This is a genomic window from Ensifer sp. Root1252 (assembly GCF_001425885.1).
Taxonomy (GTDB): Bacteria; Pseudomonadota; Alphaproteobacteria; order Rhizobiales; family Rhizobiaceae; genus Ensifer; species Ensifer canadensis.
In genome coordinates this window covers 159,337-183,065 of the sequence record NZ_LMDT01000002.1, presented here as the reverse complement: position 1 = coordinate 183,065, position 23,729 = coordinate 159,337, and the positions used below count along the sequence as shown (strand labels likewise).

The following is a 23,729-nucleotide window of genomic DNA, read 5'->3' as shown; positions in this document are numbered from 1 at the left end:
GCTTCCTACTTAGAAAGTGACAATCATGACCAACCCGATGACATGGCTGCGTGGCCTTGCTGCCGCGCTCGCGCTCACCTTTGCCGCTGCCGACGCAAATGCCGCAAAGGTGCTTGTCGTGCTTTCCGGTTCCGACCATCTCGATCTCAGGGACGGCAGGGTATTCCCGACAGGCTTCTATCTCAATGAGTTGATGCAGCCGGTGAAGCTGCTGCTGGAGGCCGGCCACGAGATCACCTTCGCCACGCCTGGGGGGCAAGTGCCGGCGGTCGACAGGACATCCGTGGACCCGGCCTATTTCGGCGGCAGTGCCGATCAGATGAAAGTCTACCAGGATCTGCTCGACGAACTCGCCATCACGTCGCCGGAAAAATCGCCGGTGATCGGTCTCGCCCGCGTCGCGCAGATCGGCTATGCATCCTTCGATGCCGTTTATATCCCCGGCGGCCACGCGCCGATGCAGGATCTGCTGCATGACCGGCAGCTTGGGCAGTTGCTCGCCTATTTCCACGAGAACGGCAAGATCACGGCTTTGGTTTGCCACGGCCCGATCGCGCTGCTTTCGACACTGGCGGAGGCAAAGGCATTTACGGACCAGCTCGAAGCCTCGCAGCAGCCCGATCGGCCCACATGGATCTATTCGGGCTACCGCATGACCGTCATCAGCAACCAGGAGGAGGAACTTGCCAAGGGCCCGCTCGATGGCGGCACGATGAAGTTCTATCCGCAGGCGGCGCTCGAAGCGGCGGGTGGAAAATATGAGAGCAACGCGGCGCCCTGGCAGGCAAATGTGGTGGTCGACCGCGAATTGATCACCGGGCAAAATCCGGGCTCTGCCTTGCAGGTTGGTGAAATGCTTGTCGAACGGCTGAGATAACGCCGGCATCGTCATGAACGGAAAGAAAACCTCGCCATCCCCTGGGATGGCGAGGTTTTTCGGTGCCGTCGAACCATGCGTCCTCAACCCAGTCGGCTCCGGTTCATAAGCCGTTTGGCGCTCCCCGGGCGATTGCTACAAAAAATTGCAGGGCGATGTCGGTTCGCGAGGATTTCGCTCGTCTTATTGTCAGCGTTGACGGAAACGCATGAAACCGCGAGGAAAGAGATATGCTCCGTACTGCCCTTATCGCCGCAACCCTGCTCATTGCCGGGCCTGCCCTTGCCGACAGCCAGCCGGTTGGCGAGCGGGTCGAAGTCAATGGCATGAAGATGTATTACGAAGTGTCCGGCGAGGGCGAGCCGCTGATTGTCCTGCACGGCGCCTATATGAATATTCCGTCCATGGGCGCGATCATCCCCAAGCTCGCCGAGACCAACAAGGTCTACGCGATCGAGTTTCAGGGGCATGGGCGCACCACCGACATCGACCGACCGATCACCTATCCGAACCTGGCCGACGACGTGGCGGCGTTCATGGATGCCGTCGGCGTCAAGAAGGCGGATGTATTCGGCTACTCCATGGGGGCAGCGGCCGGGCTGCAGCTCGCCATCCGCCATCCGGACAAGGTCAACAAGCTGGCGGCGGCTTCCGTCGGCTACGATGCCGAGGGCTGGCAGCCGGAATTCAAGGCATTCATCCCGCAGATGACGGTGGAGATGTTCGTCGGCATGCCGTTTGCCGAGGACTACCGCAAGCTCGCCGCCAATCCGGACGGCTTCCCGGCGCTCGTCGCCAAGCTGATCACGCTCGAGAAAGAGCCAATGGCGTGGGAAAAGGACGTGAAGGCATTGAAGGCCCCGGTGCTGATCATCGCCGGCGATGCCGATGTCGCGACACTGGAACATACGGTGGCGATGTTCCGGCTGCTCGGCGGCGGCGGCATGGGCGACATGGGCAAACCGCTGCCGGCTTCGCGCCTTGCCATCCTGCCGGCGACCTCGCACACCGCCGTCATCGGCCAGCCGGAGCTGCTGGAGGCCTTGATCGTGCCGTTCTTCAAGGGCGAGACGCCGAAGGGCATGTTCCAGTAGAAATCACCAACCCGCCTCGTCTTCTCAGGCGAGGCCGGTTGGTAATGTGTTGCGTGCAGCTGTCGTCATGGGGGGGCCGTCCGAACGCTCCCGGTTAGGCTCGCCTTTATGCGTCGCCGATGATCCAGCGCGCGGCTTTCTCCGCGATCATCATTGTCGGCGCGCTGGTGTTGCCGCTGGTAATGGTCGGCATCACGCTGGCATCGACCACCCGCAGTCCCCCAATCCCCCGAACCCGAAGCCGGCTGTCGACGACGGCTAGGCCGTCGTCCTTGGCGCCCATCCTGGCGGTGCCGACGGGGTGAAAGATGGTGTTGGCGATATCGCCGGCGAGTTTCGCCAGTTCGCCATCGCTTTGGAACTCGATACCAGGCTTCCACTCGATCGGTTCGTATCGTGCCAGCGCCGGCTGGCTGACGATCGATCGGATCTGCCGGATACTGTCGGCGGCGATCTTGCGGTCTTCGTCCGTGCTCAGATAGTTCGGAGCAATGGCCGGCGCTTGGCCCCGGTCGCGCGACCGGATCCGCACATGGCCGCGGCTCGTCGGGTTGAGATTGCAGACGCTGGCGGTGAAGGCCGGGAAGCTGTGCAGCGGCTCGCCGAAGGCGTCGAGGCTGAGCGGCTGCACGTGATATTCCAGATTGGCATGGGCGCGGTCGGGGTCGGAGCGGGAAAAGGCGCCAAGTTGCGATGGCGACATGCTCATCGGTCCACTGCGCCTCAACACATATTCGAGCCCGATCCGGGCCTTGCCGGCGAGATTGCTCGCCAGCGTGTTCAGCGTCTTGGCATTCCTGACCTTGAAGACGGCGCGGATCTGCAGATGGTCCTGCAGGTTCTCGCCGACGCCGGGCAGGTCATGTTCGACGGAGAGACCCATGGCATGCGACAGCGCGGCCGGTCCGATGCCTGAGAATTGCAGGATTTGCGGCGAGCCTATCGCCCCCGCCGACAGAATGACTTCGCCCGTCGCCCGCACGGTCACCTTGTCGCGGCCGCGATAAAGCGAGACACCGGTACAGCGCTTGGTGCCATCCGCTGTCGTTTCGATCAGCAGCTTTTCGACTTCGGCCTCCGTCCAGACGACCAGGTTGCGGCGATGGCGCACCGGACGCAGGAAGGCCTTGGAGGTGTTCAATCGCCAGCCCGACTTCTGATTGACCTCGAAATAGCCGACGCCCTCGTTGTCGCCGCTGTTGAAATCGGCCGAGCGCGGAATGCCCGCCTGGACCGCGGCCTCGGCGAAGGATTCCAGGATATCCCATTTCAGCCGCTGTTTTTCGATCCGCCATTCGCCGCCGCGGCCATGCATGTCGGAAAACCGGCTGTTGTCGCCGGTGACGGGATCGGCACCGTCGTCGAGCCGGTAGTGATCCTCATGGGCCTTGAAATCCTGGAGCGAATTCTCCCAGGACCACTCGCGATCATTGGTCTGGGCCGCCCAGCTCTCATAGTCACGCGATTGTCCGCGCATGTAGATCATGCCGTTGATCGACGAGCAGCCGCCAAGCGTCTTGCCGCGCGGATAGCGCAGCGACCGTCCGTTCAATCCTGCTTCCGGCTCGGTCTTGTAGAGCCAGTCGGTGCGCGGGTTGCCGATGCAATAGAGATAGCCGACGGGGATATGGATCCAGGGATAGTTGTCGCGCCGGCCCGCCTCTATCAGCAGGACCCGTTTGCCGGGATCGCGGCTGAGGCGGTTGGCAAGCAGGCAGCCGGCGGAACCGGCGCCGACGACCACATAGTCGAAAACGGTGGTATCAGCAGTTGAGGTGTCGGTCTTCATTGCAGGCACTTTCCAAACACAGCCGAAAGGGCGGTGGGCTGGCCACGGCGACCAGGGTCGCGTACCGGCCGAAGATCATCCCACCCTTTATAAGTTTCGTCAGCGATCGCGGCATTGCGATCCGCCAGAAATCAGTAAAAGGCTACCGCATGGCGAAATCCAATGATAAATACGCCCGACAATTATAAGGAATATTTATATGTCTCATCATCTGGATCTGCGATTGCTGCGGGCCTTCGTCACGGTGGCGCGGGAAGGCAACGTCACGCGGGCGTCCGAACTGTTGCATCTGACCCAGCCTGCCGTCAGCCTGCAGGTGAAGCGCCTGTCGCAGGAATTGGGCCTCACCCTGTTCCATCGCACCGCCAACGGGCTCGAATTGACGCGCGACGGCGCGCTACTGGCGGCCAAGGGCGAGCAGGTGCTGGCGTCGGTGACCGAGTTCAGGCAGACGGCGATGCACTTGACGGCGCAGCTTCGCGGCAAGCTGCGGATCGGAACGATCATCGACCCTGAATTCACGAGGCTGGGTGCCTTTCTCCAAGCCTTAGTCGAAAGCGGGCCGGGTATTGAAACCACCCTTCGCCAAGGCATGAGCGGCGAAGTCGCGATCGGTTTGAAGCGCAACGAGCTCGATGTCGGGTTCTTTCTCGGCGACCTCGATGATTTCGGCACGAGCACGGATGTCCGGAGCGCGGAGACCGATGCGCAGTTCTTCGTCAAGCCGCTGTCGAGGCTGACCTATCGTGTTGTCGCACCGCCGGCCTTTGCCGGCATCGTCGCAGGGCGGGACTGGAGCGAGCTTGCGGCGCTGCCGTGGATCGGAACGCCGCCGGCCTCCGTTCATCATCGGCTGCTTGCGAGGAAACTCGGCGAACTTAACCTCAAGCAGAACGTCGTCGCCCTCGTCGATCAGGAAACGTCGATGCTGGCCATGGTTCGCACGGGGCTCGGCCTTAGCCTCTGCCGGGAATCGATCGCGCTCAGCGAACAGCAGGCAAGCGGCCTCGTCATCGCCGACCGGGTCAAACTCGAAACCACACTCGGCTTCGTCTGTCTTCGGCCCCGACGCACCGATCCCAACGTCGCGCTCGCTTTCGAGGTCATCGACAGGATATGGCGGACGGAACATTGAGGGGCGGGCATGGCGCCCTGGTTTGTGTTCCGGCCGAGTTCCCTTTTGGCTCAGCGCTGCCTTCCGCTCGCTTTGACCATTCGTGGGGGCTCAACTGCTCGGCTTCTGCAGTACCCTGGGGCACAACGATCCATGCGCGGCTTGCAGGGGTGGAGTGAAGTCTTAGCGCTGCTATCTGCGGGGGTGATCGACTATATATCCCTCATCGAAGNGGTCATGCTCTTCGATGAGGCGGTCTGCCGGCCGCCGCAGTTCCCTGGGGCACAACGATCCATGCGCGGCTTGCAGGGGTGGAGTGAAGTCTTAGCGCTGCTATCTGCGGGGGTGATCGACTATATATCCCTCATCGAAGTGAACGAAGCGCCAAGGACTGGCAGCTAGGCTTCGAAAGCCCACGGAAAGGGGATCATCATGAACGTAGCACGCTCTTTCAACAACTGGCTCAAGTACCGGCAGACGGTCTCCGAACTGGGCCGCATGTCCACGCGCGAACTGCGTGACCTCGGCATCGACCGCGCCGACATCCCGAGCATTGCCCGCAATGCCTTCGGCCGCTAATCGCGCCTGAGACCATCAAAGATTTCATGAAGCGCCCGCTCGGANGGCATCGACCGCGCCGACATCCCGAGCATTGCCCGCAATGCCTTCGGCCGCTAATCGCGCCTGAGACCATCAAAGATTTCATGAAGCGCCCGCTCGGATCCGAGCGGGCGTTTTTTGTGTTTTGACCGATCGTTGGACGGAGTTGATCGCGTTACATCGCGTCCTTGCCCTTGACCGCATTGTCCATATGCGACTTGCATTTCTCCATGTCATTGGCTGCCATGGCATCCTTGGCCATGCTGAGTTCCTTCGCCGATTCGATCTTCTTGGCGCCATCCGAGATCGTGTTTCATCAACGACGCCTCGTCGCAGACGACGTCGGCCTGAGAAAAAGCAGGCGTCACCAGACCGAAAACCATTTGGCAGGGAATGTCCACGTCCTGATGTAGGACTTCTGTGTCTTCGGAACCGGGTTGCCCCGCTCTCCGAGCAGATAGGCCCGGCCCGCTCCAGCAGCGCTGAAGACGTCATTGTGTCTGTTGTGGCACCAGTCGTCGCCGAACCTTGGTCTTGCTGGGGGCTGCAAGCGGAACCGAGGGCCGCTTCGTCAGCGCCTCAATCGCCGCCGTCGTCATGTCTGATGCAACGAAGTCGGCGCCCACCACTTGCTCCGCACTTGTATCTGCCTTGCGCTGGCCCGCTGCACGGTCGGCAGAAGTGTCCCAAATGACGATGCCGACCCTTGCCCTGATGTTGACCCGCTTGAGGCGGCGGACGACAAATCGGGCGTGCTTGATCGAATCCCGGTTGAGAAAGCAGACGACGATCGCGTCGACGGCTTCGGTCTGGAGCTTGCGGATATTGGCCGGTTCGATCTGGTGAAAACTCAGCGCCGTTGCTGCGGCCCCTTCGGCACGCAGCACCTGGGCGAGCATCGCAGCGGAGACATCGTCGATCTCGCCCCGGCCGCCGACGCACAGGATGGTCATGCCTTCGCCATCCGGAATGGGCTGGCTTGCCGGTTCGCCTTCCGTGTCTGCCTTCTCATCCTCATCGTCCTGACTTTCCTCGATCGCAATGTCTTCGAGGTTGGAGACCAGCGACATGCCGCTTGCAGCCACGCGCAGCCGCTGCTCGTCGCTCATGACACCACGGGCGCGATCCTGTTCCGCCAAAGCCAGGGCGGGCATGGCGACCGCGCCGTAGTAGTCGACGAGGTATTCTTCTTCGAGGATCTCCTCGGCCTGATCGGTCGCTTCGTCCGGATCGCCTGCCAGAAGCCGCTGATAGAGACGCGCATGCGGCGCGAGCACCGGATCGCTGCCGAAAAGTACCTGCAGAAATTCGAATTGCGGTACATGTTTGCCGAGAACAACGAGACAGACCGTCAGCGGCGTCGACAGGATCAGTCCGACAGGCCCCCAGATCCACGCCCAGAAAATCGCGGAAACGATGATCGCCAGCGGCGACAGACCGGTCTTGGAACCGTAGAGCATCGGCTCGACCACATTGTTGATCACCAGTTCCATCGCCACGAACAGGCTGGCCGTCCACAACAGCATGGACCAGCCGCTGTCGACCGCCACCGACAGAAACAGCGGCAGCACCATGGCGATGACCGGCCCGATATAGGGCACGAAGCGCAGGACGATCGCCAGCAACCCCCACAGCACCGCGTTGGGTATGCCGATAAACCAAAGGCCGATGGCGACAGGCAGGCCATAGGCGGTGTTCACGATCAACTGCATCAGCAGGTAATGGCCGACTCGCTTACCGGCATCCTGCAGGCCCTCGGTGGTTCGATGCAGATCGCCGAAACCGGCGAGACGGATGAATCGGTCCCTCAGATCCTCCCGTTCCAGCAGCATGAAGATGACGACCACCACCACAAGGCCGGCCATCGCCACCGGGCCGACTAGCGGCGCGATGATGTTGGTGAGAACCTGGATCGGATTGTCGCGAGAATAGATCTCGACCAGCAGCGGATCTCTTTTCGGGCTTTCGACGCTAGTCGGTGTCTCCGTGGTCGGGCGGTCTATTTCGCGGTTGATGCGTTCGACCACGTTTCCGATGCGATCGATGATGCCGCTTTCGGAGCCGGCTTCCTTCAGGTCCTTCACCTTCATGACGATGTTGGATTGATAGGCGGGCAGGTTCTTCGCAAGTTCGGCAACTTGCAGTGCGACGATGAGACTAAAAATGCCGATCAAGATAAAGGTGATCAACGCGGTAGAGATCACCGCAAACGCCCGTGGCAGGCCCATACGGCGCAGTGCCGCGACGACAGGCGCAAGTGCGAAGGTCAGGAGCAGCGCGACGGCGATCGGGAGGAAGACGTCGCGCGCGAGGTAAAGCACGGCCGCGGCGCCTACAAGCGTCAGCGACGTGGGCATGGCCGGGCGCACGCCCTGCATCGAGGGCGGCGCACCGAGATCCCGGATTTGATCGATTGCCTTGCCCATGCCTATTTCCCCAAGGATTTATCAGAAGCTATCACGAATGATCGGCCGGCAAATGCGGCGCTGTTTCCACGCCGACCGCTAGACGAACGGAAACAGCGAAGCGTCCGGGTCCGCATGCCCCAGGATGCTCGACGAAATGATCTCGGCGGCGATCTGGCTGAAGGTGATGCCGTTGCCGCCATAGCCCATGGTGGCGAAGGCGTTGCGCATACCGGGAACGCGGCCGATCATCGGCAGGCCCTGAGCGGTGACGCCGAATGCCGCTGCCCAACGGTAGTCGGGCTCGCCGATCCTGATCCCGATCAGATCGGAGAGCTTTTCGCGCAGGATGTCGGACTTTCCCTTCAACTTTGCCGGATCCTCGAAGGCATCGTCGCTTTTCTCGTCCTCGCCGCCGACGAGGATGCGGCCGTCCCGTGTCGAGCGAAAATAGAGATACGGGTCGGCGCCCTCCCAGACGAGATAGTCGTCGAGCCATTCCGGCCGTGGATGACGAGGTCTGGTCGCCATCGCCCAGGTCGAGACGATGGCATGTTTCTTGTTCGCGACGGCTTTCAGAAACTCATAGCCCGTGCAGAAGACCACATGGGTCGCTAGAATGATCCGGCCGTCGGACGTCGCAACGGCATTCCGGCCCTCAACCTCCCTGATATCGGTGATCTCGATCGTCTCGACGATGGGGACGCCGTTTGCCTGTGCGTGGCGGAGGAAGCCGGCGGTCAACTGGGCCGGATTGGCCGATGCGGAGACATGCGTCTCGATCGCCGCGGTACGGTCGATACCGAACCTGGCGCGCAGTTTGTCTTGCGGCAGAAGCGTTGCGGCGAGGCTTGCAGCCTCGCGGGCACTCACTTCCGCTTGAAGTGCGCGCGAACCATAGCTTGCGCCCGAGAGATAAAGCGTGTTCTTCCGCTCGAAATGGCAATCGATCTGCAGGGCGTCGACGAGCGATGCGAGATGCTCGACCGCCTTCGCCGAGCGCTGCCAGACGCGCGCGGCGTCAGCGGTTCCGCGCAAGCGGTTCAACCGATGCAGCGGCACGTCGATTTCGTGCTGGATCATGGCGGTGCTGGCCATGCTGCTGCCGCCTATCGGCTTTCGGCGATCGACCATCAGCACTGACAGATTGTGGCCAATCAGAGCATTCGCCATCAGCGCACCGCTGATTCCGGCGCCGACGATCAGCACATCGACATCATGGGTGGTGAGCCGCCTTTGTGTCCTCACCGCATGGCGTGGGGTATCGGCCCAGAGCGGCTCGGACTTCCGAAGTGCCCGTTTTCGGGTCAGTGAATGCAAGTGCCCCTCCAGGTCTGCGCATTCGTGAATGCGCAGGAGCCGATTAAGTTCCTCTGGTTGCTTGCGACCGTTGCGGTTGGCGGGTGGCTCAGGCAGTCGCCTGCTCAGGCGGTCGATGCCGCGAGGCGACGCAGGGCAAGATATTCCCAAAGCGCCACGATCAACAGCACTGCGGTCGATGCGGCCTGAACGATGTAGTTGGGGGCAATTGGCACGATGAGGATCGCGGCGGCGAGAAGCACGAGCCCGGCGATGTGCGAGACCGGGAACTGGCGGGTCGCGACGGCCTTGATCCAGATGTTGCCGCCGAGGAAAAGCGCCGGGCCGCCGAGCATGGCGAGCGCATGCTTCAGCGAACTCGATTCTTCGGCGTGAGACAAGCTGAACTCCTCCCCGACTGCCGTCAGGATGATGCCGGCGACGACAGGCAGGTGGCCGTAGGTGAATAGATTGAGCGCCAGGGTCTCCGGCCGTGATGTCGCTTCGGCTTTGGATGCCGCCTTTTCCTGGCCGTGGTGGAAATAGATCCACCACATGAAGCCGGTGCTGAGGAATGCACTGCAGAACACGGCAAAGGTCATATCATCCGTCATGTGCTCCGTCGCATTGCGGCCGGTGGTCAAGATGGTCTCACCGAGGCAGATGATGACGAAGAGCGCGCAACGTTCCGCCATGTGCGCGCCGGATATATCCAAGGTCTCGTCGGGCGATTTGCCGAGAAAGGGCACGTAGTACCTGAGCGCCGGCGAGGCGTATTCGACAAGGAGGGCGAGCGTCCATAGGAGAAGGCGCCCTTCGATCTCCATTAGCCCGCCGGACAGCCAGAAGGCGCTGGAGAGCAGCATCCAGATCGTGATGCGCAGGAAGGTCAGGAACGATCGCCTGTCGGCGTGGCGAAAGGCATAAAGCGTGAAAGCCGACCGACAGATCTGCATACCGCTGTAGATCGCCGCAAAAACCAGTCCTTGGTCGCCAAAGGCTTCGGGCAGGGCGATCGCCAGAAGGATGCCGGCAAACATCAGGCTGAACAGCAGCAGGCGGACCGGCTCCTTTTCGGTATCGAGCAGGTTCGTCACCCATGTCGTGTGGATCCAGACCCACCAGATCGCCAGGATCAGCAGGACGGCCTCGATCACGGCAGTGGCACTGAAATCGGTTGCGAGCTTGTGGGCGAGCTGAATGAGCGCGAAGACGAAAACGAGGTCGAAGAACAGTTCGGGAAAACTCGCCCGTGTCTGGTCGGCATCCGCCTTCCTGATCCAATCCCCTTTATGATTGCTTGCCATTCAGGTCGCCGATGCTGTTCCGATCGAAACTCGAACGGGAACTAGGGCGCTGGCGAATTTCAACAACGGCCGCTTCCTGTTGGGACGGGCAGGAGGCGTCACGCGGCTCGCGTCAGCGAGTGCCTCCTGCTGATAGGCGCTTGCTACCATTGCGCATTGCCGGCACCAATTGCAAACAACGGACTGAACCTTCCTGTGCGAGAGGCGTTTGGCTTGGCGCTGTCATCAAACCCGGCGGGCCTTGTCGTGCCCGATCGAGAGCGTGCGCAGCGCCGGTAACCTGTTAAGTTGATTGAATAATTTTCAATTTGTTCTGATGTGAGGCAGGAACCATCGCCAAGCACTCGCGTTGTCCCAGCATCGTTCAATGACGCATCGAGGAGACAACAATGAAACGAGTGATCGTCGCGACAGCTTTTCTGGCCGCAAGCGCGCTTAGTGCTTACGCCCAGACGCCGACCCCTTCGCCGGAGGCTGAAACGCCAGCAGTGGCCACGCCTGACACCACCAACCCGACCGCACCTGTCGAGGGCGCCAACAGCTTCACCGAAGAGCAGGCGCGCGCACGACTTCAGGAGAACGGCTACACATCCGTGACCGGATTGAAGCTGGACGACAAGGGCATCTGGCAGGCCTCTGCCACCAAGGACGGAAAGCCCGTGACCGTCGCGCTCGATTACCAGGGCAACATCGTCGCCAACTGATGTTGGTCGAGAAACTTCAGCAGACCCATTCAAGGAAAATCGACATGAAAACAGTTTCCGGACTCTTCGATACCTATGAGCAGGCTTCCGAGGCCGTGCGTGCGCTGAAAGCGGCCGGCATTCCCGATGACGACGTCAGCATGGTCGCCAGCAATGCCGAAGGCCGTTACAAGGTTGACGACACAGAAGGTGCGGCCGAAGGGGCTGGCACTGGCGCCGGCCTCGGTGCTGCGGTCGGCGGCGCAGGCGGCCTTCTGACCGGCCTCGGGCTGATGGCGATCCCGGGCGTCGGCCCGGTGGTGGCGGCCGGTTGGCTGGCGGCAACAGCGGCGGGCGCCGCCGCCGGTGCCGTTGCCGGTGGTGCCGTGGGCGGCATAATCGGCGCGCTGACGGATTCCGGCGTGCCGGAAGAAGATGCCCATGTCTACGCCGAGGGCGTTCGCCGCGGCGGCACACTGGTTACTGCACGCGTCGCCGACAGCGATGTCGCCGAGGCCGAGGCGATCCTCACGCGCTCGAATTGGGTCGATGTCAACGCACGCCGCTCAGCCTACCGCGCGGAGGGCTGGAGCAGGTTCGATGAGAACCTCGATCCCTATAGCCCGACGCAGATCGAAGAGCAGCGCGCCCGATACGCCAACCGCTAAACCCGCGGATAGCATAGCAGACGCCGGCCGATCGGCCGGCGTCTGGTTTCGCGCCGGCTCGCGAAGGCCATCCCAAAAAGGTGGGCAACGTCGGCGCGTCGAACCGTCAAGGAGATACGGCAGTGGCAACTCCCGAAGAACTCAAGAAGAAACTCTGGAAGACATTGAAATCGGACATGACGGTCATGCTTGGCTTGTCCGAAAAAGAGCATGGGCACACGCGTCCGATGACGGCGCAGATCGAGGGCGAGCAGGGTCCGATCTGGTTCTTCACCGTCAGGAGTGCCGTCGTGGCCCAGAATGTCGCCGCGAACACACCGGCCATGTTTGCTTTTGCATCCAAGGATCATGAACTGTTCGCGACCGTTCACGGGCGCCTTCGCCTCGACAATGACCGCACTGTTATCGATCGGCTGTGGAACCAGTACATCGCCGCCTGGTACGAGGGTGGAAAGGACGACCCCGAACTGGCCCTGCTGCGTTTCGAGCCGAGCGAAGCGGAAATCTGGCTCAACGAGACCAGCCTGTTTGCCGGTATCAAGCTGCTCCTGGGCAGCGATCCGAAGGAAGAGTACAGGGAGAAAACCGCGAAAGTGGAGCTCTCCTAGACTGCCTGTCCAAAACAAAACACCTGCAACGGGCAGATGCCCACTGCAGGTGTTTTCATGATAGCCGAGCGCATTCCGCCGCGAAGGTTACTTGGCTTCGGTCAGCGTTTCGGTGCCGCTGCCATCCTTGCCGGTGATTGTCCAGGTGCCATCAAGCGAACCGTCGCCGTTGACCTTGTAGACGATGAGGCCAAGGGCATCGCCGAGCACATAGGCTGCGGCGAAGGCATTGCCGTTCAGCATGCAGACGCCGGTCGATTTTACGCCGGCCGTGTCCCATTCGATGACGCAGGTGGTTTCGCTCGCAAGCGTAATTTCGGCCGTGCCGGAATAGCTGGAACCATCCAGGTTCGTGCCTTCGACGGTGTATTTTCCGGCGTTGACGGTCTGGGCGTTTCCGGCCGCGGTCGCGGCGAGAAACAGCGCTGCGGTGAGCAACAATCTCTTCATAAGTCCCCCAAGGAAGCCACGCGCCCCTCGCGCGGTCCGCAATTGTTACGCACAAACCATGACGTTTGAAACGGCGCGCCAGGTCCGCTCGCAATCATTTTTGGTGGGGTCGTGCGTCCTTATGGCGTGTGCCTGAAAACAGGCTGCGGCGGGCGGGGATGCTATGCGCCACTTGCCGATGACAGTCTTGCCTGATCGTCCCAGGCGGAGAGCAAAGACATGATCTCGAGCGAATCGGTGAGTTGTGGTGCCGGACGCGGGGCATCCTTCAGTCCTGCCTTCAGGCAGTTCTCCACCAGTCGCACCTGATGGCCGAAGGCGTCATGGTCGGAAAGCACGACGATTTCTTCCGGAGCGCGGCCATATTCGCAAAGCTCGAGGCGATTTTCGCCAGCCACAGGCAGCCAGGGATTGGTGAGGAACCGCAGGGCGCCGCGCTCTCCATGGATGGAAAAGGCGAAGGACATGCCGAAGCTGTCGGTGGACTGAAGCGTGGCGAGAACGCCATTGTCGAAACGAACCGACAGGCTTGCGTCGCAGATATTGCCGTCGTGCGACGAGGCGTTTCCGAAGGCGCTGGTCGACCGGCTGGAAAAGGCATGCTGCCCGCAGGCCGTCTGGATCACGTAGTGCAGCAGCGAGGCCGGGTAGCAGCCGAGATTGAAAATCGTCCCCTTGCCCATCGGGTTCACGAACTTCCAGATATCGGCGGCGTAGAGACCGGAAACCGAGCGGATCACACCGAGCCGGCCGGACTGCAGGATTTCGCCGGCCTTGGCCATCAACGGATGGCAGAGATACATCAAGCCTTCGAGAAAGAAGATACCGCGGTCACGCACGGCCTGCGCCAGGGCGTCGGCTTCGGCCATCGTCGTGGTGAGCGATTTCTCCGACAGGACGGCCTTGCCCTTTTCCGCGGCGCGGATCACCGCCTCATGATGCATGTTGTTGGGCAGGCCGATATAGACGACATCGATATCAGGGTCGTCGAGCAGCGCGTCGTAGCCGGAATAGTGCTTCGCGATACCGTGTCGCCCGGCAAAATCCGAAAGCCGCTGCGGATCGCGCCCGGCCACCGCTTCGATGCGGGACCCGTCGCTGGCAGAGATGGCCCCGGCCATCGTGTCGGAGATGAAGCTCGTTCCAAGAATTCCCCAGCGCAGCATCTGTCAGTTCCCTCAGCGGTGCAGTTCGAGATAGGCGGATGCCACCATGGCGTCGATGTCTCCGGGCACCGGCACGACACACATCGAAGCGTCGAGCGTGCGGCTCGCCACCCGCTCCAGGCAGCGGGCCTGGAGAGCAAAGCCGAGATCCATGGATTCGACCGAATTGCCAAGCGCCCTTGACCCGGCAAGATTGGCCATGTGACCTGCGCCGAGAATATGGATGCGCCGCCCATCGGCAAGGACGAGCGTCTCGATGCCCTCGTCGGCGTAGGTTTCCGCCGCCACCACCGCGTTATCGGCGCGCATGCCGGCAACGTCGATCTCGTGCGGGAAGTGCCCGCCGTTGAGGAGGATCACGCCGTCCTTGAGGGTCGCGAGATCCGAAGCCGTCAGGATACTCGCAGAGCCTGTGACCGTGACGATGACGTCGGCCGAGCGTATGGCGTCATCGGGTCTCGGCGTCGAGAAACCGTCGAGATGGGCCTCGAGCGTTGCAACCGGGTCGACGTCGACGACGCTGACAGCGCTGTAGGCATTGCGAAAGCAGGCGGCGGTGCCCTTGCCGCAGGCGCCATAGCCGAAAACGGTCACACGCTTGCCATTGGTCGAGCGATTGGTGAAGCGCATGTAGCTTTCGAACAGGCTCTGGCCGACCGCATGGCGGTTCTCGGCAAACTGCTTGATGGGGCTGTCGTTGATGACAAGCACCGGCAGGCCGATGGCGTCGCGCATCGGCTCCAGACGGGTCCGGCCGGAAGTGGTCTCCTCGGTACCACCGAGCAATGTCCCGTAGGGCCGTTCGGCAACACGAGCGAAAAGGTCGCCGCCATTGTCGAGCAGTAGGTCGGGCTGGTGATCGAGCAGGGCATCGATGAAGCCGGAATGGGTCGTCGCATCGGTCGTCTGCCCACCGATGACGGTGATGCCCTGACGTTTCAGATAATCGACCGTCGCCGGCTGGGTGCTGTTCAGGTTGCCGGTTGCCACGAGCTGCGCGCCGCCGGCCCTGAGCGTCATCAGCAGCGCTATGGTCTTTGGCTCCAGATGGATTGCCGTTCCGATCGTCAGGCCCTTGAACGGGAGGGTTGTTTCAAACTCGGCAGCAATGGCGCGCAGAAGCGCGCAGCTTTGCCCGACCCACTCGATACGGGACGGATGGCTGGAGGTGGTCATGGTGAGGGTCCTGGCTGTCTGTCGATGGTGCCGGCAAAGATAGTCCGGGCAGCCTGTCCTATGGCAGAGACATTAAACTGCGGCGGAGGGCAGTTTTCCTTCCTGGCGCCGCCCCTCTGCGAGCAGCCAATTCCGCAGGGCAGCAATCGGCTTGCGGTCCCTGTCGGCAATGCGGCAGCAGAACCGATAGCCGGTCGGCCGGCTGACAAAACCAAACGGCGCTTCGAGCGCGCCGGAGGCAAGGTCCGTTTCGATCGAGGCCGCCGGCGCGATGGTGACGCCAAGCCCGCTGCGGGCGGCACTGAGGGCCAGCGTCAGATCGTCCACCTCGATCCGCTTGCGGAAGCGGACCGGAGCATTGCCGCTTTCGCGAAACCAGTCGTCCCAGAGATAGGGCACCGTGCGGGCGACCAGCGCGGTCATGTCCGCGAGATCGGGCGGCGTAAGGCCGGGGGACGGTTGCCCGACGGTGAGCACCGGGCCAAACCGGTCGTCCATGAAGGCGGTCGCGGCTATATCGGGCAGCGGTCGGTATTCACCGCCAACGATCAGGGCATCGATTTCAGGCATGTCAGTCAGCGACTGGTTGACGGCAACCGGGATGATATCGACCTCAAGGCCCGAGACGGCGCTTTGCAGCGTTGCCAGGTGCGGCATAAGCCATGCCGAGGCCATCGGCATCGGCACGCCGAGCCGCAGCCGGACGGTGCTGCCGCTCGACGAGATCTCTTCCGCCGCACGCGAGACGATGGCAAAGGCGACACCGACGGCATCGGCGAGCCGCCGTCCTGCCGGATTGAGGGTCACGCGGCCAGCTTCGCGATCGAGCAGGGCAAAGCCGAAATGCTCCTCGAGGCTTGCAAGCTGCTGGCGCACGGCGCCGGGCACGACGCCGAGCTCGATTGCGGCTGCGCGCAGGCTGCCGCACCGGGCCAGCGCATCGAAGGCGCGCAGGGCGTTCAGCGGCGGCAACGGACGCTGGGATTTCAGGTTCAGCTCGTCTGTCTGCATCATGCGCCTCGGCCAACGGCCCTTCTCGACCTCGTGCATAGCCTATCCGGAGACCGGCTGTCGAACATTGCGTTTGGGATGAACGAGCCGTCCTGCTCAGCGGGTGCGCGGACAAGAGCGCCTATCCGCTCGGCAGCGAGAAGGCGTGCGTGCTTGTCCTATGTTGTTGTCACACTGATATGCCTATTTTCCGGGCATGGCTTGCGTTCCAGCTCGCATAGGGATGCGCTCCATGCTCGCTTAGGGGCGCTGGTGGATGTAGCTTAGAAAAATTGAATATTTCGAAGGTTTTTTGCGACAGCATCCCTTTGAGCCAAGTCTGTACCGCCTGCTCTTTCGTCTATGGGACGAGGAGACAAGGGAAGAAGACAATGCCTGGATGTCATCGTCATGAGCGTATCGCCGACTGCATGTTTCCTTAAATCCTATTCGATTTGAGGATAAAAACATGCAGCAATTCAAAGTGCTACAGCGACCTTTGCGCGTTTATAAGACGCGCGGCGCCGTAGTCGTGCCGCCGCGGATGCACCTGTGAAGAACGAGGTGCGGTTTTCCCGCGATCAGCTCACTCTCATTCTTGCCGCCTTGCCCGACCCGGCGTTCATTCTGACGCGCAGCGGCCGTTATGCTGCCCTGTACGGTGGGGCGGATCACCGCTACTATCACGATGGCAGCAGTCTTGTCGGTCAGAGTGTTTTTGATGTCCTTGCCCATGACAAGGCGCTGTGGTTCGCGCTGGAAATCGAAAAGGCGCTCGGCTCCCGGGCATTGCACATCGTCGAATACAGCCTCGCGGGAAGCGACGTTAAGGGCCTCGAAGATGCTGGGCCCGATCATCCGATCTGGTTTGAAGGCCGGGTCCAGGCGCTCGATTTTCCTGTCGACGGCGAGGACGCCGTGGTCTGGGTTGCCAGCAATATCACCGAGAAGAATGCCATTGAGCATCAGTTGCGCCAACAAAGCGAAACCGATCCGCTGACCGGCCTCTACAATCGCCGAAAACTGCTTGACGTGCTTGCGATCGAGTTCGATCTGGCCACGCGCACCCGCCGTCCGACATGCCTGCTGATGTTCGACGTCGACAATTTCAAGGCAGTCAATGACGAACTGGGGCATTCCGTCGGCGACGAGCTGCTGGCGACGATTGCCACCGGCTGCCGGCGGGCGCTGCGGTCTGACGACGTGCTGGCACGTCTTGGCGGCGACGAGTTCGTTGTGCTGATCCCGGCGACGACGCTCGACGAGGGCGAGCCGATCGCAGATAAGCTGCGTCAGCAAATCTCGCTGGAACTAGAGAACAGGCTGGAGCTTTTCTCCACGATCAGCGGCGGTCTCACCGAAATTTCCCGAACGGATGCGACAATCGGCGATATTTTGCGACGGGCCGACGAGGGCCTTTATCAGTCCAAGCGCAACGGTCGAAATCAGATCACGGTCGTTTAACGCCGTTGCGATCGGTGTCGCGCGATGTCGGTAAACTCGCCGGGAAAATGTGTCGTCGGTATCGCGCGTGTCCGTTCCCGCTCTTTTTACGCGCGCAACCTGTCTAGAGGGACTAAGGTTCCACCGTATGACGGATGTATGGCCGCCTTGATGCCCGCCTTGGTGCGTTGACCCGTGTCGTGCCTGCGTCGATCCTGTTGTTCTGAGTAAGAGTTGGGGGCAGCGATGTGTGAGGCGTGGCAGCGTTCGTTGATCGAAGAAGACGAGCTCGTCAAAAAGGCGGCGACAACCATACCAAGGCTGTTGGATCATCCCGGCATTACGCTCGACCAGCTATCCCGGTTGCACCTGAATATTGACGAGTGCGTCGAGCGGATGGATGTACTGATCGAGACGCTTGCGGCGAACGGCGTCGACCGTTCCTGGGTCGAGATGGCGACAACGATCAGAAACAGCTGGGAGACGCTCGCGGAAGACGCGGCGAAGAAGGGGCTCGTCGTCAGCGCCGCTTCCGATGCCACAGTCCGCGACGATACGATGCGGAACGTTATGGGGGCTACAAGTCCGTTGCCAAAGACCCCGGCATGAGCCCACGCTTGGCGGCGATGATCGTTGAGGTCTTCGGCACTGATCGTTGCCTGATACGTCGTGCGAAACCGCGGGGTCCTGTTCGATCTGGCGCCGCGCCAGCGAACAACCATCGGATTTCACACGCTGCCGCCAATACCGACCAACGCAGTGTATTGCCCGCCGAGATCAATCGTCACATGTCGTGCTCTGATCGTGACGGGCGCGCGTCTGGCTGGAAGCGTGTTTCGCTTCACGTGGCGGCGCTGCGGCCATCCATGACCAAGCTGCTGGGGCGGCCAGATTTTCACGCTTCGGGATTGCCGCAAACGCCAAAGACGCAAGGTTTTGACGATGTTCCTTGGCTCTTGCGATAGCCATCTCGCGTCTCGAAAACCGGCCGTCTGCATGCCGTCCGTGGCACTTGCCGTGCCCCACCGTGGTGGCTTCCGCGATCGCGGCGATTGAGACACACCCTCCTTCTTCCGTGGGAAAAGTTCGCCGCTGGCCGAATTTTAAACTTGACTATTATAGACATGTTTTCAATTTTACGCCCGTTCGCGCAAAGCAGTCGCCGCGGACGAACCCGCTCCCGGCCAGGATCCTATGACGACCGAGACCCAATCCGAAACGCGCGTCGATATCTTTATTGCCCATCGTCCGGCGCTCATCGCCTATGCGGTCCGCCTGCTCGGCTCGCGCGATGCTGCCGAAGATATCGTCCAGGATGCGTTTGTCCGGTTTCTGCCTTCCAGCACCCGGACGGTTTCAAAAGGCCAGCTCCTCGCCTATCTCTACCGCACGGTCAGGAACCTCTCGCTCGATGTGCTGAGGCGCCGGAAGGTGGCCGCAATCGGCCACCAGGACGATGTGCCGTTCTGGTCGGTTCCTGCCGACGTGCCGACGCCGGAACAATCGACCTTGCTGTGCGACGACGTTCGCCGGATTTCGCAGATCCTCTCGGAATTGCCTGTCGAGGCGCGGGTCGCCGTCGAGATGCACCGCTTCGGCGGCTACACGCTTGAAGAAGTGGCATCGCATCTGGGCATATCGACAGCCAGCGCCCATCGTTACGTCACGGCAGCGATGATGAAGATTGCCACGGCACTTCTGGTCAACGCGACTTAAAGTGGTCGCTCCCTGAGAAAAAAAAGCGCGTCATTCGTCTTTGTCAAAAGAGGGAATGTTCGGGTAGAAGTGCCTCGGAAGAGGCCCAGACCGGCGTAGGATATATTGACCCAGGATCAGGAAATCGCAGCCGCTACACTGGAAGAAGCCATGGACTGGTTTCTGCGGCTGAAGGGTGAGCCGAATTGTCCCGAGCTCACCGCCGACTTCCAGCGGTGGTTGCATCGCTCTGATGATCATCAGCGGGGCTGGCAATATGCGTTGAGGACCTGGCAGTTGATGGGGGAAGCGGCTCCGGCCCATGAACATCTGTGGGCAGGCGCGGCGCGCGCCAACGTCATTTCGAGCACCAGGCGTCGTTGGCGCCGCCCGGTCATGAGCGCAGTCGCTGCCATTGCCGCGACCCTATTCCTCGTCCTTGCCGGCCCGTCGCTGCTGATCCGACTTCAGGCGGATCACATCACCGCCACCGGCCAGAATGCCAGAGTGACGCTGGAGGATGGAACGCTCATCGAGCTTGGCGGCGACAGTGCCATCAAGACGGAGATGACCGCCGCCGGGCGCCACGTCACGTTGCTTTCCGGTGAGGCGTTTTTCGATGTCGCGCATAATCCGGCGCGGCCCTTTACGGTGGAGGCCGGAGGCGTCACGGTTCTGGTCGTCGGTACCGCCTTCGACGTTCGGCTTGCGGGAGGGGAAACGACCGTCGAGCTGGAAAGAGGCGTCGTTCAGGTCTCGGTCGAGGACGCCAGGGAAACGTCGGACTTCAGGCTGCTTCCGGGCGAGATGGCTGTCGTGACTGCGAGCGACGGCGCGGTTACCCGCAACATCATCCAGCCCGATCAGGTCGCCGCCTGGCGCAGCGGCCGGATCTTCGTCAAGGATGCGTCCATCAGTGCGGTCGCCGAGCAGCTTCAACGTTACCACTCGGCGTGGATAGCGGTGCCGGACCGAAAGCTCGCGGGTCTCAAGGTCACCGGTCTGTATGATCTTCATGATCCGGACGGTGCGCTGAAGGCGCTGGTCGAACCCTATGGCGGCCGCGTCCGCACCTTTTCGACCTATGGTCGCGTCCTGACGCAATACTGAAAATCCTGACAATAAAATTCAATTTTTCTGAGAAAAAAAACTGGGGTCCTCGTCATTGTTGGAAAGCGCTCGGCAACGGAGCGCAATTCAAGGAGATGAGACTACGATGTGCATATCGCAAGGCCGCAAGGGATCCCGTCGTTTGAATTGGGGCGGCGACGGCGGGCGTCCGATGGGACGGCTGATGGCAACGACGGCAATGGCGATTTGCCTGGCCTCGTCGCTGAACTGGCCGAGCTCGGCATTTGCGCAGGATGCACCGGCACAAGAGAGTGCCGCTCGCAGCTTCAACGTGCCGGCACAACCGCTTGCCGACGCGCTCAACGTCTTTGGCCGGCAATCGGGCCTGCAGGTGACGCTTGCCGCTTCGGTGTCCCGTGGCGTCATGTCCAAGGCGGTCGTCGGTTCCTACGCGCCGGAGGAGGCGCTTGCACGGCTGCTTTCCGGCACGGGCATCGAGTATCGCATCTCCGGCGGGCGAACGGCCGTGATCGGGACAGGGGCGGTCGGTGGCGGCGCGGCAGTGGCGCCGGCCGACGGCTCTACGGCGCTTGATCCGATTTCGGTATTCGGGGACGCCACTGGCGTCGGTGAAATCGTCATCAGCCAGAAGGAGCTCGAACTTCTCAACCCTGCGAATATCGCCGACGTCTTCCGCGGCGAGCCAGGGATCGAGGTTGGTAGCTCGCTGCCGATGTCGCAGAAGGTCTATGTTCACGGCATCGAGGAAAACAATCTCGCCGTTACCATGGATGGCGGCCGCCAGAACAACAAGGTCTTCCATCACAACGCAACCAACCTCATCGATCCGAGCCTGCTGAAGGCCGTGCGCGTCGATGCCGGCATCGCGCCTGCGGATGTAGGACCAGGCGCGCTCGGCGGCGCCATTGCCTATGAAACGAAGGATGCCCGCGACCTGCTCGACGGCGACGGCTATGGCGGCTTCGTCAGCTCCAACTACAACTTCAACAGCAAAACCTTCCAGACCGGAATCTCCGCCTACGGCATGCAGGAGGGGCTCGAATTTCTCGGCTACTTCAATTTTGCCAAGGGGGACGAGTTCAAATCCGGCAACGGCAGCATCGTCGAGGGAACGCGCACCGATCTCCTGAGCGGGCTCGGCAAGGTGGCATACGAGTTCGAGAGTGGTGATCGTTTCGAGATCAGCCATGAACGCGTCTACGACGACGCCCCGCGCCCGTTCCGCGCCAATACCGGCTTCATCTCGGGCCGCCCGCCGTGGGAACCGCGCGTGCGCGACTATACGCTCGACCGGCAGAACACGGTCTTCTCCTATACCGACAGCACGCCTGAGGATTGGTGGGATCCAACCGTGGTGTTGGCCTACAGCTCGACGCGGCTAGAGATCCCGATCTTTCCTCGCCCGGTGCCGCCAAGCACGATATCGGTCCCCTATCCCGGCGCCGGCGAAACCGGCAGCTTCAACGGCAAGTTCGAAAACAAGTTCAGCTTCGATATCGGCAGCATCACCGCAGGCGTCGATTTCTACAACGACAAGGCCGAACTCGAAGATCGCTTCGATGCCTCGACCGAGCGCGCGCGCAATGTCGGCATCTATGCGCAGGCGCGGCTCGAACCCTGGGAACGCACCCGGCTTTCCTTCGGCATGCGTGGCGACCAGCAATGGTTCACCGGCACCACAAATGAGAAGTGGGACAATGCCGGTTTCAGCGGCAACGTCTCCGGCGAATATGATCTGATCGAGGACCTGCTGACGGCCAAAGCCGGCTACTCCCACGTCTGGGCCGGCGTCCCGCTTGCCGAAAACTTCATCATGAACCCGAACTGGAACTATGGAACCGGCCCGGAGCCAATAACGGCCGACAATTATGCCTTCGGCCTTGTCGCCAAGCATGACGGTTTCACCGTGGAAGGCAGCCTCTTCCACACAGATATCGACGACGCTCGCACAGCCAAATACGCGGTCGCCAGGGCCATCGAGAACCATGATGTGCGCTCGAAGGGCTTCGAGCTCGGTGCCGGATACGACTGGGGCGACGGTTACTTCAAGGTCAAATACGCCAATATCGATGTCTCGATCGACGGCAAGCCGGCCGACTCCGACACCGGTATCTATCTGGCGGCCCCGGCCGGTCAGTTCATCACGCTCCTGGCCGCGCACAGCTTCATCGATTGGGGTGTCACCATCGGCGGCGATGTCGAGATCGCACTCGACAATGACGATGTTGCCGCCGGCACCCCGCCTCTTGAGGGCTACAAGGTTTTCAACACCTTCGTCGAGTATCAGCCGCCGAGCCACAGCAATCTGACCCTGCGCGCCGAGATCAACAACATCTTCGACGAGACCTACTCAGAGCGCGCCACCTACGGTCAGGAATTCGGCACCGTCACGCCACTCTATGAACCCGGCCGCTCCTTCATCCTGAGTGCCAAGGCGACATTCTGAGATGACATCGAAGGAAGAGGCATCATCGATGCCTCTTCCACCTTGCCGGCGAGTTGCCCACCGCATGTTTCCTTAAATCGTCTTTGATTTAGGGATAAAAACATGCAGCAATTCAAAGTGCTACAGCGACCTTTGCGCGTCTAATAAGACGCGCGGCGCTGTAGCCAGATGCCTATAGTTTTCGTGCTGAAATCTTGCTGTTACATTACAATTTACTGAAATCGATGCTCATTTCCGCCCAGGCATGCTCGAACTTCGATCTCGCGATCAGCCAGGGAGGCATCGCTCTGGAAGCCGTCAGCCGCGCCAAAAGCCGACCCTCGGCATTCTCTACCGCGACGATGACGCCATGATAGTCATCCTCCTCAGCGATTTCGTCCGCCACCAGGCGGCCGTGTTCGACGGCCTGGCTATCGTTGGCAAGCAGGGTGCCGACTTTGTCGCGGCTGGTAACGCCTGCCAGGTGGATGTGAAAAAGATAGCGTTGCATGATCTTGCTCAAACCATACGGCGATTGACGACAAACACTCGCGCCGCTTCGGGTATGGTTGTAGTAACACGCCTCTTATCTGTTTGCGCGTGACCGACGCGTGACACGCCTTTGCGTGCAATTCGATCTCCGGCCGGTGGGTAATCGCCAGCGGTGATAGCCGACTGCGCTTGGGGGAAAAGCGGGCTGTTGCCGAATGCGGAAACGCTTGCACCGGCGTGGAAAAGCGCATCCGTCAGGGCGAGACTTCGATTTCGTCAGCCGGAAATCTGGTTGAGAAACACCAGTTGCAGAGGGCGGGTGAGCAGGTCGTCCGCCGTCGCTGCGAAAGCCTGGA

Annotated in this window: 21 protein-coding genes and 1 pseudogene; 12 read left to right on the top strand and 10 right to left on the bottom strand. The window is 61.4% G+C overall.

Annotated features, from left to right (window positions below):
- Nucleotides 1-37 precede the first annotated feature (37 nt).
- Both ASD02_RS05325 and ASD02_RS05320 read left to right on the top strand, forming a co-directional pair.
- Nucleotides 38-877, top strand: a complete 840-nt coding sequence (locus tag ASD02_RS05325) for a type 1 glutamine amidotransferase domain-containing protein (RefSeq protein WP_057212977.1) — start codon at nucleotides 38-40, stop codon at nucleotides 875-877.
- A 230-nt stretch (nucleotides 878-1,107) separates the two neighbouring features.
- Entirely contained in the window at nucleotides 1,108-1,971 is an 864-nt protein-coding gene (locus tag ASD02_RS05320) for an alpha/beta hydrolase (RefSeq protein WP_057212873.1), read from the top strand.
- A gap of 106 nt (nucleotides 1,972-2,077) precedes the next feature.
- Here ASD02_RS05320 and ASD02_RS05315 read toward each other — a convergent pair whose 3' ends face one another.
- On the bottom strand, nucleotides 2,078-3,760 hold the full coding sequence (locus ASD02_RS05315) for a GMC family oxidoreductase N-terminal domain-containing protein (protein ID WP_057221932.1): 1,683 nt from the start codon (nucleotides 3,758-3,760) through the stop codon (nucleotides 2,078-2,080).
- Between the two features lie 199 nt (nucleotides 3,761-3,959).
- Here ASD02_RS05315 and ASD02_RS05310 point away from each other — a divergent pair, with 199 nt between their 5' ends.
- Together ASD02_RS05310 and ASD02_RS36705 are read left to right on the top strand one after the other, a co-directional pair.
- Nucleotides 3,960-4,895 carry a LysR family transcriptional regulator gene (locus ASD02_RS05310; protein ID WP_057212869.1) on the top strand — a complete coding sequence of 312 codons (936 nt, stop codon included), beginning with the start codon at nucleotides 3,960-3,962 and terminating at the stop codon, nucleotides 4,893-4,895.
- 411 nt (nucleotides 4,896-5,306) lie between these two features.
- Nucleotides 5,307-5,453 (top strand): DUF1127 domain-containing protein, encoded by a 147-nt coding sequence (locus tag ASD02_RS36705; RefSeq protein ID WP_067698903.1) that lies wholly within the window; start codon nucleotides 5,307-5,309, stop codon nucleotides 5,451-5,453.
- A 196-nt stretch (nucleotides 5,454-5,649) separates the two neighbouring features.
- On the opposite strand, the pseudogene ASD02_RS39505 reads toward ASD02_RS36705, so the two are convergent.
- The 4 genes and pseudogenes from ASD02_RS39505 to ASD02_RS05285 all read right to left on the bottom strand — a co-directional run bounded on the left by ASD02_RS39505 (nucleotide 5,650) and on the right by ASD02_RS05285 (nucleotide 10,485).
- Nucleotides 5,650-5,857 (bottom strand): annotated as a pseudogene (locus tag ASD02_RS39505) (hypothetical protein).
- A gap of 108 nt (nucleotides 5,858-5,965) precedes the next feature.
- Nucleotides 5,966-7,900 carry an AI-2E family transporter gene (locus ASD02_RS05295; RefSeq protein ID WP_082555449.1) on the bottom strand — a complete coding sequence of 645 codons (1,935 nt, stop codon included), beginning with the start codon at nucleotides 7,898-7,900 and terminating at the stop codon, nucleotides 5,966-5,968.
- Between the two features lie 78 nt (nucleotides 7,901-7,978).
- Nucleotides 7,979-9,199 carry an FAD-dependent oxidoreductase gene (locus ASD02_RS05290; protein WP_057212866.1) on the bottom strand — a complete coding sequence of 407 codons (1,221 nt, stop codon included), beginning with the start codon at nucleotides 9,197-9,199 and terminating at the stop codon, nucleotides 7,979-7,981.
- Between the two features lie 104 nt (nucleotides 9,200-9,303).
- Entirely contained in the window at nucleotides 9,304-10,485 is a 1,182-nt protein-coding gene (locus ASD02_RS05285) for a low temperature requirement protein A (RefSeq protein ID WP_057212864.1), read from the bottom strand.
- 389 nt (nucleotides 10,486-10,874) lie between these two features.
- Here ASD02_RS05285 and ASD02_RS05280 point away from each other — a divergent pair, with 389 nt between their 5' ends.
- From ASD02_RS05280 to ASD02_RS05270, 3 genes are all read left to right on the top strand, one after another.
- Nucleotides 10,875-11,189, top strand: a complete 315-nt coding sequence (locus ASD02_RS05280; RefSeq protein ID WP_025429407.1) for a PepSY domain-containing protein — start codon at nucleotides 10,875-10,877, stop codon at nucleotides 11,187-11,189.
- Between the two features lie 44 nt (nucleotides 11,190-11,233).
- Complete coding sequence (locus tag ASD02_RS05275) at nucleotides 11,234-11,836, top strand: general stress protein (protein WP_057212862.1); 603 nt, start codon at nucleotides 11,234-11,236, stop codon at nucleotides 11,834-11,836.
- Between the two features lie 122 nt (nucleotides 11,837-11,958).
- Nucleotides 11,959-12,444, top strand: coding sequence for a pyridoxamine 5'-phosphate oxidase family protein (locus tag ASD02_RS05270; protein ID WP_025429405.1), 486 nt, complete (start codon nucleotides 11,959-11,961; stop codon nucleotides 12,442-12,444).
- A gap of 87 nt (nucleotides 12,445-12,531) precedes the next feature.
- On the opposite strand, the gene ASD02_RS05265 is transcribed toward ASD02_RS05270, so the two are convergent.
- The 4 genes from ASD02_RS05265 to ASD02_RS05250 all read right to left on the bottom strand — a co-directional run bounded on the left by ASD02_RS05265 (nucleotide 12,532) and on the right by ASD02_RS05250 (nucleotide 16,286).
- Nucleotides 12,532-12,894 (bottom strand): hypothetical protein, encoded by a 363-nt coding sequence (locus tag ASD02_RS05265; RefSeq protein ID WP_025429404.1) that lies wholly within the window; start codon nucleotides 12,892-12,894, stop codon nucleotides 12,532-12,534.
- Between the two features lie 161 nt (nucleotides 12,895-13,055).
- Nucleotides 13,056-14,060, bottom strand: coding sequence for a Gfo/Idh/MocA family oxidoreductase (locus ASD02_RS05260; RefSeq protein ID WP_057212860.1), 1,005 nt, complete (start codon nucleotides 14,058-14,060; stop codon nucleotides 13,056-13,058).
- Nucleotides 14,061-14,072: 12 nt separating this feature from the next.
- The gene (locus tag ASD02_RS05255) at nucleotides 14,073-15,236 is read right to left on the bottom strand and encodes an adenosylhomocysteinase (RefSeq protein ID WP_057221931.1); all 1,164 of its coding nucleotides are present in this window, start codon (nucleotides 15,234-15,236) and stop codon (nucleotides 14,073-14,075) included.
- A 72-nt stretch (nucleotides 15,237-15,308) separates the two neighbouring features.
- On the bottom strand, nucleotides 15,309-16,286 hold the full coding sequence (locus tag ASD02_RS05250) for a LysR substrate-binding domain-containing protein (RefSeq protein ID WP_244494170.1): 978 nt from the start codon (nucleotides 16,284-16,286) through the stop codon (nucleotides 15,309-15,311).
- Nucleotides 16,287-16,778: 492 nt separating this feature from the next.
- Between ASD02_RS05250 and ASD02_RS05245 the strand changes: the two genes are divergently transcribed.
- The 5 genes from ASD02_RS05245 to ASD02_RS05225 all read left to right on the top strand — a co-directional run bounded on the left by ASD02_RS05245 (nucleotide 16,779) and on the right by ASD02_RS05225 (nucleotide 22,902).
- Entirely contained in the window at nucleotides 16,779-17,690 is a 912-nt protein-coding gene (locus ASD02_RS05245) for a GGDEF domain-containing protein (protein WP_200951652.1), read from the top strand.
- A 225-nt stretch (nucleotides 17,691-17,915) separates the two neighbouring features.
- Nucleotides 17,916-18,278 carry a hypothetical protein gene (locus tag ASD02_RS05240; protein WP_057212856.1) on the top strand — a complete coding sequence of 121 codons (363 nt, stop codon included), beginning with the start codon at nucleotides 17,916-17,918 and terminating at the stop codon, nucleotides 18,276-18,278.
- Between the two features lie 585 nt (nucleotides 18,279-18,863).
- Nucleotides 18,864-19,385, top strand: coding sequence for a sigma-70 family RNA polymerase sigma factor (locus ASD02_RS05235; protein ID WP_057209973.1), 522 nt, complete (start codon nucleotides 18,864-18,866; stop codon nucleotides 19,383-19,385).
- Nucleotides 19,386-19,535: 150 nt separating this feature from the next.
- The gene (locus ASD02_RS05230; protein ID WP_057212854.1) at nucleotides 19,536-20,474 is read left to right on the top strand and encodes a FecR family protein; all 939 of its coding nucleotides are present in this window, start codon (nucleotides 19,536-19,538) and stop codon (nucleotides 20,472-20,474) included.
- A 184-nt stretch (nucleotides 20,475-20,658) separates the two neighbouring features.
- Nucleotides 20,659-22,902: a TonB-dependent receptor gene (locus ASD02_RS05225; protein ID WP_082555452.1), complete on the top strand. Its 2,244-nt coding sequence runs from the start codon at nucleotides 20,659-20,661 to the stop codon at nucleotides 22,900-22,902.
- A 205-nt stretch (nucleotides 22,903-23,107) separates the two neighbouring features.
- Here the strand turns inward: ASD02_RS05225 and ASD02_RS05220 are convergent, their stop codons facing one another.
- Nucleotides 23,108-23,392: a hypothetical protein gene (locus tag ASD02_RS05220; protein ID WP_025429395.1), complete on the bottom strand. Its 285-nt coding sequence runs from the start codon at nucleotides 23,390-23,392 to the stop codon at nucleotides 23,108-23,110.
- Nucleotides 23,393-23,729 lie beyond the last annotated feature (337 nt).